The 13248-nt window shown below is 34.2% G+C and carries 12 protein-coding genes; 8 read left to right on the forward strand and 4 right to left on the reverse strand.

Going from position 1 to position 13248, the window contains the following annotated elements; all coding sequences use genetic code 11:
* Positions 1-29: 29 nt before the first annotated feature.
* Both GQR59_RS02730 and queF read right to left on the reverse strand, forming a co-directional pair.
* Entirely contained in the window at positions 30-2231 is a 2202-nt protein-coding gene (locus tag GQR59_RS02730; protein ID WP_160060606.1) for a tetratricopeptide repeat protein, read from the reverse strand.
* Between the two features lie 73 nt (positions 2232-2304).
* Positions 2305-3162, reverse strand: coding sequence for an NADPH-dependent 7-cyano-7-deazaguanine reductase QueF (queF, locus tag GQR59_RS02735; RefSeq protein ID WP_201288004.1), 858 nt, complete (start codon positions 3160-3162; stop codon positions 2305-2307).
* 107 nt (positions 3163-3269) lie between these two features.
* On the opposite strand from queF, the gene syd reads away from it, so the two are divergent.
* On the forward strand, positions 3270-3827 hold the full coding sequence (gene syd, locus GQR59_RS02740) for a SecY-interacting protein (RefSeq protein WP_160060608.1): 558 nt from the start codon (positions 3270-3272) through the stop codon (positions 3825-3827).
* A 564-nt stretch (positions 3828-4391) separates the two neighbouring features.
* On the opposite strand, the gene GQR59_RS02745 is transcribed toward syd, so the two are convergent.
* Entirely contained in the window at positions 4392-5246 is an 855-nt protein-coding gene (locus GQR59_RS02745) for a delta-class carbonic anhydrase (protein WP_160060609.1), read from the reverse strand.
* 452 nt (positions 5247-5698) lie between these two features.
* Between GQR59_RS02745 and GQR59_RS02750 the strand changes: the two genes are divergently transcribed.
* The 6 genes from GQR59_RS02750 to GQR59_RS02775 all read left to right on the forward strand — a co-directional run bounded on the left by GQR59_RS02750 (position 5699) and on the right by GQR59_RS02775 (position 11778).
* A complete protein-coding gene (locus tag GQR59_RS02750) occupies positions 5699-6583 on the forward strand; it encodes a DMT family transporter (RefSeq protein ID WP_236546630.1) in 885 nt (294 codons plus the stop codon).
* Between the two features lie 283 nt (positions 6584-6866).
* Complete coding sequence (locus GQR59_RS02755; RefSeq protein ID WP_160060610.1) at positions 6867-7715, forward strand: PA4780 family RIO1-like protein kinase; 849 nt, start codon at positions 6867-6869, stop codon at positions 7713-7715.
* 71 nt (positions 7716-7786) lie between these two features.
* A complete protein-coding gene (locus GQR59_RS02760) occupies positions 7787-8884 on the forward strand; it encodes a GGDEF domain-containing protein (protein WP_160060611.1) in 1098 nt (365 codons plus the stop codon).
* A 123-nt stretch (positions 8885-9007) separates the two neighbouring features.
* A complete protein-coding gene (locus GQR59_RS02765; RefSeq protein WP_160060612.1) occupies positions 9008-9442 on the forward strand; it encodes a tellurite resistance TerB family protein in 435 nt (144 codons plus the stop codon).
* Between the two features lie 171 nt (positions 9443-9613).
* Complete coding sequence (locus GQR59_RS02770; RefSeq protein ID WP_160060613.1) at positions 9614-11347, forward strand: SagB/ThcOx family dehydrogenase; 1734 nt, start codon at positions 9614-9616, stop codon at positions 11345-11347.
* A gap of 68 nt (positions 11348-11415) precedes the next feature.
* Positions 11416-11778 carry a 4a-hydroxytetrahydrobiopterin dehydratase gene (locus GQR59_RS02775; RefSeq protein ID WP_160060614.1) on the forward strand — a complete coding sequence of 121 codons (363 nt, stop codon included), beginning with the start codon at positions 11416-11418 and terminating at the stop codon, positions 11776-11778.
* 43 nt (positions 11779-11821) lie between these two features.
* Here the strand turns inward: GQR59_RS02775 and GQR59_RS02780 are convergent, their stop codons facing one another.
* Positions 11822-12397, reverse strand: a complete 576-nt coding sequence (locus tag GQR59_RS02780) for a GNAT family N-acetyltransferase (protein ID WP_160060615.1) — start codon at positions 12395-12397, stop codon at positions 11822-11824.
* 134 nt (positions 12398-12531) lie between these two features.
* On the opposite strand from GQR59_RS02780, the gene GQR59_RS02785 reads away from it, so the two are divergent.
* Positions 12532-13161: an alpha/beta family hydrolase gene (locus GQR59_RS02785; RefSeq protein ID WP_160060616.1), complete on the forward strand. Its 630-nt coding sequence runs from the start codon at positions 12532-12534 to the stop codon at positions 13159-13161.
* Positions 13162-13248: the final 87 nt, after the last annotated feature.

Genomic DNA, 13248 nt, shown 5'->3' on the forward strand with positions numbered 1-13248 from the left:
TGATAAGTCAAATTTAAATACTTAAATCATTAACGATTTAGCTCTGGCCAACTGATTGTAGTACCTGGGTGACTACATTTTAACTTTACAATTCCTTTATCTATACCTGCTTGACCCAGTATCCATAAGTCACCGTCAAAAAATGCGGGTTGTATTTTCTCAATTGCATATAACTCTAACCAGCTACTTTCACCTACTGTTTCTCGTATTTTACAAGCACCAAATAATGCCAAGCTTGTTAAGTTAAGCATTCTTTCTGGTGCAATTGCTCGTGAAACATTATGTAAAAAAGGAAAAGCAACAACGCCACTGGCAACTTGTCCATCAAGTGAGTAAGTATCTGCAAAAGATTTAAAGAATACTTCTATCTCCTGTGCAAACTTCTTAGCTTCGCCATGATGAGCTTGTTCGGAAATAAATAATAATTGGTTATCGCGAACTTGAGTAATCATTGTATGTTCTGGAAAATTATTTTTTAACTCTTCGCCTAAAGCAGTTTCAATTTTCTCTGAACTAAATAGCCCCTTTGAACCATTTAAGTTACTTAAGAAGGGGACATAGACTAATGCATAAAAAAGTGGTTTACCTTGATACTGAAGATCGTTGTTTTGAACTTGTACTTGGTGCGATGGCAATTTGGTTCTTGGATGTAATTGTAGTTTCTTACGTGTTATTTGCTCAGAAATTACCAATTTTTTAGTGCGGCGTAGAACAGCAAAAATAATTAAAAAGGAAACTAATAGCAAAAGAGTCGCTACATAAGCGACATTCTTAAAGCGATTGTTCTTTAATAGCAATTCATTATTTTTTGTTTCTAATTGTATCTGTTGTTGAGTTTGTTCAATCAATTGAAATTGTTCGTTAATTTTTAATTGTTGTAAGGCAAACTGTTTTTCTTTGATTGCATTTTGTAAAGAGTGGAAATTTTTAAAATGGAAATTCGCTTGTTGATGGTCACCTGAAAGCTCATAACTTAATGCTAACATTTCAAAGGCTTTTACACGTAACTCTGGAAATTCATCTTTTGCAAGAGTCAGTACATTCTCTAATTGTAAGATAGCGAGGCCGGTGTCTTGACTGCGTATATTGAGCTGCGCCAGTAATAAGATGCTTGCAGTTTGCTGTTCTAGCTTGTTTAGCTTTTGAAAATGATGACGCGCATTTTGTAAATATTTCTGAGCAAGATCGGTATTCTTTTGCAGATCGTAAGGAATAGAGGCATAAGTACGTCCCAGCTCTAAATAAATATAGGCTAGTAAGGTTTTATTTTTTCTCTCTACTAATTCCATCGCATTAAATAAATAAATTAATGATTGGTTAAATTCTTTATTTTGACGTTTCAAAATGGCAAATTTTAATAGGCTATCAGCCTGTTCTACGTAGTTTTCTGTTGGTAATAATAATTCTACACGTTGACTAGCGAAATCGATGGCACGTTTATAACGATGTTTTTGTTGGTATAGGTTAGATAAACTTTCTTTTACCAAGCTGCTTAATTTAATCAGCTTTAGTTTGTCTGCCATTGAGTTAGCATTTTGAAAGTTAGTTATTGATAGCTGTTGTTGATTTATCTGATCGTAATAGTGCCCATAAAAATAAGCTAACCAAGCTAATAACTCTGTTTCTTTAGAGTTTTTCAGGCTTTGTTTAACTTTACTTAACGATTCATTTGCAAGTTGATATTGATGTGTCTCGAGCGCTAGTTTGGTAATCGATAAGTTTAATATCTCATCTAAATTATTTTTGTTCTTACGTTTTTCTTCTTTCATTAATTTAAGTGAGTTTTGCATCATATTAATGAGTGTTTTATTGCTTAATTGTGGGCGCTCCGATTCTGGTATTTCACTCGAAATTAAGTTTAACGTTCTAATTTCATCAGGTGTCACGCTCGGGTTTTTCAACAGCGGCATTAACAACGCTAAGCTTTTCTCATAGTCCTCTAATTCAATATAGCAAGAGGCTAGTAAATGCGTAGGAGCATTATTAACCACTCTTTTATTATTGGTTAGTAGGTTTTCACTGCTTCTAGTATTTACTGGTGGCGGTAATGCGGCTACTTTTTCTATAAATTGAGTGACTGATTTTATACAGGTTAGCGGCTCAAGTTGGCGTGTTTTATAACTCTTTTTTATTGATGCAGGGATCAGTGTATCCACTAGCCCGATGGCTGAGGCAGAATGACTAATAGAAAGTAGTAAGCCACTTAAAAGTGCACGTGAAAAAAAATTCATTAATACTTTAAACCCTATTAAGATATTAAATCTTATTGCTATTTAAATGTTCGTTATTGTAACAAATATAACATTACTGTCTTATTAAACGCACATTTTGAATAGTTGATGATGTAGAAGTACTTCGTAGGGGGTTAATATCTAATCCTCCTCGACGAGTATATCTTGCGTAGACCGTTAACGATGTTAATGAACCATAGGCCATTAAATCACAAAAAATGCGTTCTACACATTGTTCATGAAATTCATTATGTTGACGGAAAGAAATTAAATACCGTAGTAACTTTTCGCGATCTAACTGTTTACCAGTATAGCTAATTTCAACACTTGCCCAATCTGGTTGGCTGGTGATCAAGCAATTTGATTTTAGCAGATGGGAGTATAAAGTCTCTGTTACCGTTTCTGCTAAACTAATCTCTTTTAAAAGCACTGGTGAAAGTTGATACTCGGAGACTTCAATATCTAACTCGTCTAAGTTAATGCCTGTAAATGTGCCTAGCGTGTCAGTTATTTTATCCAATGTTGCATTGAGCGTTACTTCAACTGGTTTGGTTGCACAAGCGCTAAGATCTTTAGTTAATACTTCCTGTACAGCTTCAACTGAATCAAAATGACTTTGATTAAAGCTATTTAAATATAATTTGAAAGATTTTGATTCAATTAAAAATTCACTATCGAATGGGACTTTTATCACGCCAGTTGCAACAACAGGCTTTCCTTTTTTATTTAACCAAGAAAGCTCATAAATATTCCATAAATCGACACCATAGAAAGGCAACGAAGTTGCCTCTAATCCTAGTTCGTTACGGTTTAAACTGCGAGGTACAGCCTGTAATAACGAATTATCATAATGACATTTATATTCCGTGACTTTACCCAATGATAGGTTTTTTAAAGCATCGTTTTGGCTGTATAAACTTGAATCTGACATGGTGTTTCTCATTTTTAAAAGGCAAGGTTTGTTATAAATACAAGACAACAGTGCCTGAATCGTTACAATATGGAGTATTGTAACTAAATAGAAGAATTATTCGAGCTATGAATACAGATATCCAAATTGAGCTATTTGCTTTGTACCAACGTCATCAACAATTGTGGCAATCAACACATCAGACTTTACCTACTCAAGCATTTGACGCAGAGTGGATTTCTCCATGCCAAGTCGGCGATGTTGTCGATCAAAAGATCACCTGGAAAGCCCTCGTACGAGATAAAAAAGTAACCTTAAATAACATTGAGGAAGCACTTGAAGTTACATTACATCCTTCTATTGAAGATTTATTTTGTAGTGCTTACAGTGAGCACATCGCTTGTGAATTTGAAGGCCATCCTATTGAACTCATTCAAGTATGGAATGAGCAGGATTTTTTAATTTTACAAGAAAATATGATTGCGCATTTTATGATGCAAAAACGCCTTAAAAAACCTGCATCGATGTTTATCGCTACTTGTAGCGATGAGATGCAAGTTATTTCAATTTTGAATGAAACAGGGCAAATACAACTAGAAACCTTGGGTAAGAAACAAGAGTCAGTACTCGCTGAGTCATTAGTCGAGTTTTTAAGTAAATTAACGCCTGTATTACCTAATAACTAAGTTTTCTCGCTTATGTCCGTTACCGTTCAAGGTACTTTGGTCAGTCGTTAGTTTCGACTCTAAATTAATACCGATTACATTAAATAAGTGATCTAAATTTTGTGCAGGAAAAATGACTTAGTTTAAGGCGTAAATTGAGCTAAATGGCTGTTCCCTTTACGAAATTTACAACGAAGAAATAAGTTATTTTAACAAGTAAAATAGATCAGTTAATTAGTGTGATTGGTATAAGGCGTAACATGATGACAATGACTAGTCATTGTCGAAGGTTGCAATGTAGAGTTGGTTTTCAAACTAGTGACTTAGAGGGCAAGCGGTGAAGTAAACACTTTCATTGTTTGTTCACTTCACTGCTTACTGAATTTTGCACCTTGAAGGGTAACGGGTATAAAAGGCGATATCTGTTTTATAGTTTGGACGATAGCGATCCATGACCTATCGCTATCGTTCTAAATGAATGATGAAATTTAAAAACTTAGCTGTATCACCTAAAGAAGTTGCTTTGTGTTTCTTAAAGTGAACTTTCTATAATAAATTGCATAGGTGAACTTTCAGTAACAATTTTTAATTTGCAGATAATAATGTCGGATTAATCACTAAATTCCTTACTCCATGAGCATGATTTTCATCATATATATTACCTTGTAACCATCTACCAACTGTATTTATGTCAACCTTAAGTACCTCGGGACGAACGTTCCAAGTCACCTGATAAGGAGATCCCACTTCATTATAACTTGGTCCTGTTGTTGAACCTCTGTATTGAATCGCATTGCCTGAATTATCAGGAATGTGTAATGCCTGTTGGTAACCTTCTTTTTCTGCATTCGCTGTTAATGCTATAAAATCGAGTGCATGAGGGTCATTTACTAATACGTAAACCTGCGTCTCTACACGTAGTAAAGGTGTTTTTGTTGTATCTGTTAAACAAGAGGCTAACGTAGGTCCAGGTTTAACGTTTGCTGTTGAGTGTACGTAATGCACTTCAATAGTATCGCCTGGTATTAAATTACTATGTTCACTTTCTCCAATTTTTTCACTGGTTGGTGTAAGTTCTGCTTCAGTTAATGTTCCTGAATATTTATAACCACTATTATTTCCTTTACCGTCTCCATTACCTGCATATTGTGTGAACTCACCTCCTTTATGTTCTGCATTTTTATGGAAGTGAATGTTACATAAATTCATTTTTGTATAAAGAGGTGCAATGCTAAAAGATTGAGGGTTTGTACCTGCTATATGGTCAATGTTACGAGGTGATTGTGGCCCAAAGTCTTTATCTTGAGTATTACTTTTAAGTTCAAGTCGTTGTGCCTGTATTACTTGATCAGATACTTGATGTTCATTATGTTGCGCATTAGCTATTGAAAAAGGCAGTAGTGTTACTGTTGTACACAATAGTACTATGTATTTATTCATCTTTGTATTTCCGTTTTTAATACCAATCACACAAATTAACAGATCTATTTTGCTGCTTAAAATAACTGATTGTTTCGTTATAAGTTTCGTAAAGGGAGCAACCATTAAAGCATTAAACTCTTTTAGTTAATTCTCCGACAGACGATTAACGAAGTTAATCTTCGAAAGGCCTTAACTTATGCCTTAAGCTAAGCCATTTTTATTGCGCAAAATTTAGAACACTTATTTAATGTAATTGGTATAGTGAAAGCTCTACTTTAAATCGAGCATGTTTAAATGTTAAAAATACTGGTTGTTGTTGTTGTTGTTGTTGTTTATTAGTGCTGTACATGATGATTTTTGACTATAATTTAGGCCCATCATATTGAAATTAAAAGCTCAAATAAATAGCTAGTAACGATAAGAATACGATAAACTAAACTTCTATTGTTCTTAATCAAATTAGTGTCAGTATGTTTCAAAAATTTTTCCTGTCGATACCTATTAGTTTACGATTTATGCTGTTATCTGCATTTTCTTTTGCATTAATGACGGCTTGTGTGAAATTAGTCAGTACTCACAATATTCCTGTTTTTGAAATTGTTGCTGCACGTGGTTTAGTATCATTAATCATTAGTTATGTTGATATTAAAAGAAAAAAAATACCGATATGGGGAAACAATAAAGTTCTATTAATAGCCCGTGGAGTTGTTGGAACACTTGCTTTGCTGTGTGTGTATTACGCGGTGACAACATTACCTTTAGTAGAAGCAACGTTATTACAGTATCTCTATCCTGTATTTACTGCTATTTTGGCGTTTTTATTTTTAAAAGAAAGAATTCAACGTTCAACCTTGATTTGTATTTTATTGTGTCTGTTAGGCTTGTTTGCGATGGTTAAACCGAATCTATCGCTTAATAGTGAAGTTGTACTACCTTGGTTTAGTGTTTTTATTGCTTTATTGGGGGCATTAGGCAGTGGTACCGCATATGTGATCGTAAAACGATTAAGTAAATGCGAAGATAGTTCGGTGATTATCTTTTATTTTCCTCTGATTGCATTACCGTTATCCATTATTTTGTTAGGCGATAATTTTGTGATGCCTGATACAGAAGCGCTAATATTATTGTTATTTGTGGGGATATTTACCCAGATGGGACAGGTCGGTTTAACCAAAGCGATGCAAAGTGAAGTTGCCGCTAAAGTCAGTGCTTTTTCTTATGTTCAAATTATATTCTCAACTATATTAGGTGTGATTATCTTTAATGAAGTTCCTTCTTTTTGGACATTAATAGGCGGCATATTGATCATTTTAGGAGCGTTGGTTAACGTTTTTGGCAGTAAAAAAAAGCAGTAAGATTTTGATCTTTTACTAGATGATTATTTAAATACATAAAATACCGTTCAACATCATAAAATGAACTAATACGGCATAAATGAATGATTTAAAAATATACTTGGTCTATTTCAAATGAACTTAAATTTATTTTTAATGACTATAGTTGAATAAAAAAGAAACAATGCTTATCTATTTACCTAACTATAGTATTATGGCCTATCATTGTTTCTGTTAAATCAGCTTACAAATTTACTTAGCATTCAGCTATTTCAACCAAATATTAGAAAACTTAATTATATAAATGAAAATACCTAAAAGAATCCAGCCATTAGTTGACGATGGCATTGTAGATAGTGTTTTACGACAATTAATGAGCGGCAAGGAAGCAACGGTTTATGTTGTTCAATGTGGCGATGAAGTACGTTGTGCAAAGGTTTATAAAGAAGCTAGCAAGCGTAGTTTTAAAAATGCTGTTTTGTATAATGAAGGACGAAAGGTCCGTAATGGCCGAAATGCTAGAGCAATGCAAAAAGGTTCTAAATTTGGTCGTGAGCAACAAGAAGAAATTTGGCAAAGTACTGAAGTTGATGCTTTATATAAATTTGCAGATGCAGGTATAAGAGTACCAACGCCTTTTGGATGTTTTGGTGGTGTTTTGATTATGGAACTCATTACTGATGCTGATGGCTTTGCTGCACCACGTTTAAATGATGTCACTATGCCAGAAGAAAAAGCGCTAATTGATCACGCGAAAGTAATGGATTATGTCGTGCGCATGTTAAGTGTTGGTGTTATTCATGGGGATTTATCTGAATTTAACGTATTAGTTGATGAGGAAGGTCCCGTGATCATTGATTTACCACAAGCAGTTGATGCTGCTGGTAATAACAATGCAAAGAAAATGTTACTACGCGATGTCAATAATATGACTCAATATTACTCACAGTTTGCTCCTAGCCTTGCGTCTACTCGTTATGGTGATGAGATTTGGGCCATATTTGAAACGGGTGAATTAACCCCTAAAACAGTATTAACAGGGAAATTTATCGATTCAGAAATCAGTGCTGACGTTGATACTGTTTTACATGAAATAAATGCTGCACGTGAAGAGGAATTAGATCGCCTAGAGCGTATGTCGGATGGTGAATAAAAAACGATAAGTTATTACGGTTTTATTGCTAAATGTTTGCCTGATTTTTATGCCTAAGAGTGCTTAATATTATGTTTGATCTTTTCTCATCTATTGTGGCACTTGGCACTAAAAATGAACATTCAAGCGCTGTACAAAAGACTCGAATGCTAAATATGCTCGTTCTTTTGACCATCTTGATTGCGATAGTTTATTCCGTTAGTTATATGTACGTATTAAATGAACCTTTGGTTGCTTTGTTCAACCTTGTTTTGACCAGTGGTTACTTCCTCTCACTTTTTTTTAGTTATCAACACCATCATAAAGCAGCTAAAACTTGGTATTTTTCCTTGATTATGCTGCATTTATTTGTGTGTGGTAATCTCTTTTTTACTCAAGAAAGTGGCTTTCATTTTTATTATTTCTTAGTGCCTATTGGCGCGTTATTATTATTTGAATTAAAAGAAAAAAAGCTTAAAACTACTTTAAGTTTGGTAGCCGCATCATTATTTTTATATTGTGAAAATACCCTTAATGAAAATCCGTTACATGTATTTAGTGAAGCTGCGAATCATTTATTGTCCCAATCGGCTTTTTTAGTTGATATGTTCGCTATTATATTGGCGCTGACTTTATTTAGTAAACAAATTGAGAAGCATGAATTGGGGCTTATTAAGCAAGCCTCTACGGATATGTTAACGGGATTAAATAACCGTCGGTTCTTTTTTCAAGAAGGTGAAAAGTTATTAACAAAAAAGAATAAAGAAAATAAATCCTATAGTTTGCTGCTCATCGATTTAGATTATTTTAAAAATATTAATGATAAATATGGGCATGCTGTAGGTGATGAATGCTTGATCATTGTTAGCAATGCTTTACAAAATGTGGGGCCTGAAAATAAGCTTTGTGCACGTATTGGTGGAGAGGAGTTTGCTATTATATTACCTCGTTGTGGCCCTAAATCTGCAGAAGTCATCGCTGAACATGTTAGAAGTACTATTGAAAGGGTTACTTTGACCACTTCACAAGGAGACTTTGTCGAGTGCTCTGGAAGTATTGGTATTAGTCATAATATGGCTAAAAATGAAACCCTAAAAGAATTACTTGAGCAGGCTGATGTCGCTTTATATAAAGCTAAAGATAATGGCCGAAATCAAGTCGTTTCATACCATCAACTTACTCATTCTTAATGCATATTAATATCATTTTTTTAACAAATATATTCCTTCCCTTTTAGTTACAACTAAACTTTATGATAGTGTTATTTTCACTACATTTATTTTTAAACATTTTTTATTTAGGTAGGTCACGACATGATTACAAAAATTAAGCGATTATTGAATACGTTAATTCCCGAAGAAAGCCCTAAGTTTGATAGTACATTAGCGATTGTTTGTTTACTTTGCGAAGTCTGTGTTGCAGATGAAAACGCTTCTAAAGAAGAAGAAATTGCAATTATTAATACGTTAGAAAAGTTGGTTGATATTGATAAAGAAAAAGCAGCTGAGTTGTTGAAAGTAGGGATGCAAGAAATAACTATCAGTAATTCAGTCTTTGATTTTACTTCTCAATTAGGTGATTTAGACAGTGAAGCTCGTATTGACCTAATTAAAGCAATGTGGGAAATCGCTTATGCGGATGGGCACTTAGATAAAATGGAAGAAGCATTAATACGTAAAGTTGCAGCATTAATTTATGTTAATCATAGTGATTTTATTAGAACGAAACTTTCTGTTAATCCAGAATAGTCATTAATCAACATGTTATGAGCTTTAAGGTTTGTTAATGTTTCATTTAATAAACCTTAGTTGCGTACAATAAAACCAATTATTGATTTTCTGTTAATGACAGTTAGTTAATGACATCCTTACCATCAACTAACTACTCCGTTATTAACTCATCATAAAAGTGATATTGCTATGTCTGCTTCTGCATTAAACATCATTAAAAACTATCATCAACAAACTAAGCATAGACCAGGCGCATATGCACGATCTGCTGGTTATATGGATTGGGCGAATCAGCCGCTACCTTATCGTTTATATCAAGGTGCTGAAAAAATTCGTTTACCATTACCGTCACTATTAAAGGATGAGTTAGATAACTCCTCTGCTGGTTATCTAACTGAACGATCTACTAAACCTGCAAAAGCTATTTGTCTTGAAAGTATTGCTGCATTATTACAGAACAGTTTAGGGTTATCTGCATGGAAATATTATAACGGCACAGAATGGGCATTACGTGTTAATCCATCGAGTGGCAATTTACATCCGACAGAGTGCTATTTACTGTTGCCTGATCTTGAGATTGAGACCGAAAGTAACTTAAGTTCAGAGAATAAAAAGGCGTATAGCGTTCATTATAATCCGTATATTAATTCATTAGAGAATCGCGCTTTACTGCCAGAATCCTCTAGTGAATTATTTATTAAAAAACAAGGTTTTGCACTGGTATTAACCAGTATTGCTTGGCGTGAAGCGTGGAAGTATGGAGAGCGCGCCTACCGCTATTGCCAACATGATTTAGGTCATGCTCTTGCTGCCTTAAATATTGCTGCAAACTTAAATAACTGGCAAGTTGAAGTGCTTGATAATGTTTCGAATACAAAACTTCAATCAATATTAGGACTTAATCAATTAGGCTCCATAGCAGAAGAAGTTGAATATGTTGATTGTGTTTGTTGGGTGAGTTGTGGCAACGCTCGTATAGAAGAGGTTAAAAACCCAGAAAAAGTCAAAAGCCTAGAAGAAGTTAAAGTCTGGTTAAACGACTTGCCGGAGATAATGTATGTTGATCCTGCTAATCAATTAAGCCAGTCACATCAAGATTGGTCGATTATTGATGATGTTTTTAATGCGACTCATCAACAGGATCTTACTTTTTTAACCGCTGAGACAACACCTTCTTCATCAGATCTTTCTGAAAAATCTCTTTCTGTAAAAAATCATGGTGAGCAAACTGATTCCTCTTTAATTGAACAAAACGCACAAGCACTTATTCATCAACGTCGAAGTGCGCAGAGTTTTGATGCGATCGCGAGTACGATGTCTATTGATACTTTTGTCTCTCAATTACAAAAAACATTACCAGAGAAAAATATTCTATTTTCTCTCCTGCCACAACCAGCCCAAACTCATTTAATGCTATTTGTTCATCATGTTGAAGGGATAAACTCGGGGTTATATCTTTGGTTGCGTAATCCATCTCATTTAAATGCATTAAAGTCAGCAATGCATAGTGATTTTGAATGGTCACAAACAATAGAAAATCAGCCTTTATATTTATTAAAAAAAGGTGATTATAGAAAAATAGCTAAGGCAGTAAGTTGTGAGCAAGATATAGCAGCAGACAGTACCTATAGCTTAGGGATGTTAACTAAATTTGAAGATAACCTAACCCGTTCGGCAAGCCAATATCCTTTGTTATTTTGGGAAACAGGTATGATTGGGCAAGCATTATATTTAGCCGCTGAAAGTGATGGTTATCGAGGCACTGGTATTGGGTGTTTCTTTGACGATCTTGTTCATGATTTATTAGGATTAAAAGATCAAGAGTGGCAGAGTCTATATCATTTTACTGTAGGTAAGCACATTGATGATATGCGTATTTCAACCAAGCCGGCATACTTCCATTTACAAGCATCAGCAGAGTGATTATTTTTTGTAAATAACCAGAGTAGATCGATGATCATAAATCCAAAATATAAAAATAGGTAATTATAATGATATTGTTAACTGAACAAACATGTAGTGCATGCGATGCGAGTGCAGCAAAACAACCATTAGCAGAAGGTGATATTTCAGAGTTACTTGTGCAGTTAAAAACGCAATTTAATGATTGGTCTTTGGTAAAAGATAAAGGGGTAGAAAAACTATCCTGTGCATTTGTAACTAAGCGTTATAAAAACTCATTAAAGTTTACTAATCAAGTTGCTGAGCTAGCAGAATCAGTCAATCACCATCCGCTGATCGTTGTTGAATACGGGATGGTAACTGTTCAATGGTGGAGTCATAATATTAAAGGGTTACATCAAAATGATTTTATTATGGCCGCTAAAACCAGTGCGTTATTCTTAGCGTTATAACCCATTATTTAAACTAAGCAATTTATTGGTTTAAACAGGTGCTTTACAGGTGCCTTTTTAACAATAAATCTGTTTGGATATCTCCACCCATATTAAAATCATGCTCACCAAATTGTTCAAAGCCCATTTTGTAGTAAAAATTTAATGCAGGGAAGTTATGTTCCCAAACACCTAGCCATAAGTATTTTTTGTTCTGTTCAATTGCTCGCTCAATAGCGAATGAGATTAATTTTTTACCTAAACCTTGTGATAAAAAGTCTTTAAGTATATAAATTTTTTCGACCTCCAATGCCTTTGCATCAAATATATCTGTTTGTGCATCATCGACGTTTAATTTCAAAAAACCAGCTAGCTTAGCGTCTGTATTTTTAGCTTCACTTTCAGATATGCTTTCTGATGTATTAGAAGTGACATAAAGAAAATAAAATTCACTGTTTGTATTTTGAAGTTGTGCAGATAATTTCTCTATATTGAGCGACTCTTTATAATACTGCTGCAGTAAAGCCTCACTATTAGTATCAGAAAAAGTTTCTTGGTAGGTTCTTATCGCTACATCTTGTAATAATGTAACCTGGGATAAATGAGATGGCTCTATTGTTGAAGTTGATTTTTTAAACATTGTTCCTCAATCCCTATCTTCATTTATTTAATTTGATTGTAACTAATAAGTTATCTTAATTCATCGGCTTCTTCACTTGACGATTTATCGACATAATCGCATTATGACTCTTTATATATTAGCTTGAGAGTAATATGAAGCTTATTTTTAATGGACCTGAAAACGGTCCTTTATTTGTTTTTTCCCATGGCGCAGGCGCACCACTAACGTCAGACTTTATGGAAAAGGTAAGTGTTGGCTTGGCTGAACAAGGTATTCGAGTTGCCCGCTTTAATTTTAACTATATGCAGCAGCGCGTAGACACAGGAAGTCGCCGACCTCCTGAGCGAGCGCCTCAGTTAATTAAACAATTTTTAGAGGTTGTACAAACACTTGATCAGCCAATGGTGATAGGAGGAAAGTCAATGGGAGGACGTATGGCTACTCTCTTAGCCACTGAATATTCTCCTGAACAGCTAAAACAGGTTAAAGGAATTGCTTGTTTAGGTTATCCTTTTCACCCACAGGGAAAACCTGAAAAATTACGTACAGAACATTTAGCTGTAATTAAACAACCTATTGCTATTATTCAAGGTTCACGTGATAAACTTGGCGACCAAAATGAAGTCATCAGTTATTCTTTACCTGTAACATTTCAATGGTGTTGGTTAGAAGATGGCGATCATGACTTTAAACCTAGAGTCAAAAGTGGCTTTACACATCAGCAGCATATTGAATCAAGTATTACGTATTTAGCTGCTTATATTAAAAGTTGTCTTGTTTAAAATAAAACTGAAAAATAAAACGAGCTTATTTTTCATGAATTAAAATCGAATATGGTCACTGTTTATTCAATAATCTGGATTAATTGT

The sequence above is a fragment of the Psychromonas sp. L1A2 genome (assembly GCF_009828855.1).
GTDB lineage: Bacteria > Pseudomonadota > Gammaproteobacteria > Enterobacterales > Psychromonadaceae > Psychromonas.